The sequence below is a fragment of the Gracilibacillus saliphilus genome, from assembly GCF_010994085.1.
In the GTDB taxonomy this organism is placed as follows: Bacteria; Bacillota; Bacilli; order Bacillales; family Amphibacillaceae; genus Gracilibacillus; species Gracilibacillus lacisalsi.
In genome coordinates this window covers 1-1,024 of record NZ_WJEB01000075.1, presented here as the reverse complement: position 1 = coordinate 1,024, position 1,024 = coordinate 1, and the positions used below count along the sequence as shown (strand labels likewise).

The window sequence follows — 1,024 nt, the reverse complement described above, 5'->3', positions numbered from 1 at the left end:
TACCCTTAGTACCATTCCCAACTCTACTTACATCCTCAACTCCTCCACCACTTCTTTTCGCAAACATTATATGGGTGCCACCCATCGAATCCTGTACAATCCGAACTTCCGGTATTTGTTCCTTCAACCATTTCATTGCATAATTTACTGACCATGGTTTTGGAGTTTTCGGTACTGTTGCGGGTGGTTTTGGTGTTGGGAAGATCGTGGAAAGGCAACTCTTAGCCTGTATGTGACTTACGGCTACACTTACTCCACGATACCTAAGATAAATAGGCTTTGGGTTTGTTTTTCTTTACTAAACTTGTTTCCAAATATATCTTTGTCAGTAATATATACTCTGTATTCTCCATGGATGACTAATCATACTATAACGTCAGATGTTCAAAAAATAAACCTTGAAAGGCATTTAGCCCATCAAGGTATAGTTTATTCATTATTTTCTTTTACTTCCTCAAACCAGTTATCGAAAATATCATCAGGCAATAATTCATCATCATTGGAATAAACTAGAGCATATTTATAGTTTGCCTTTAAGGAGTTTTGTTTCACATTATAATATAATTTCATTTCTGTGGGCATTTCTTTATTAAATTCTTCACACTTTTTATGAATAAGTTTCAAATTATTATTACCAATTTTTAATGCAGACTTCTGCCTCTCTCTTGAAACATCAAATACTTGATTGTGTTGACCATCCGATTCTTCTATAGTCTCGTTTAATTGATGTTTATGAACAACCTTGCCATTGACTCTATAAAAGAAATCAAAAAAATACATTTTTGGCTCATATGAACCATATATATAGACTTCATCTGCATTATTTTCGACATATTCTAAACAAATAGCCACCATGTCTGCTTGTAACTCTGAAAAATAATCTTCAAATACTTTCATATAATCACCTCTAATTCTCTATACTTGTAAATATCATTCTTCCATCTATCTCATATTCTATATCAAAACTACTTGGCCTTAAGCTATTACTTTCATAGTTAATTTTTACATTCACAGAAACGTGCTT

Annotated in this window: 2 protein-coding genes; both read right to left on the bottom strand. The window is 32.8% G+C overall.

Annotated features, from left to right (window positions below; genetic code table 11):
- Nucleotides 1–429: 429 nt before the first annotated feature.
- The gene (locus tag GHT08_RS21870; protein WP_163583498.1) at nucleotides 430–897 is read right to left on the bottom strand and encodes a DUF600 domain-containing protein; all 468 of its coding nucleotides are present in this window, start codon (nucleotides 895–897) and stop codon (nucleotides 430–432) included.
- A gap of 10 nt (nucleotides 898–907) precedes the next feature.
- Nucleotides 908–1,012: a DNA/RNA non-specific endonuclease gene (locus GHT08_RS22350; protein WP_238343656.1), complete on the bottom strand. Its 105-nt coding sequence runs from the start codon at nucleotides 1,010–1,012 to the stop codon at nucleotides 908–910.
- Between the last annotated feature and the right edge of the window lie 12 nt (nucleotides 1,013–1,024).

What these genes read in the sequence shown, in the direction of transcription:
- GHT08_RS21870 (WP_163583498.1), bottom strand. Translation starts at nt 897, where the DNA reads ATGAAAGTATTTGAAGATTATTTTTCAGAGTTACAAGCAGACATGGTG.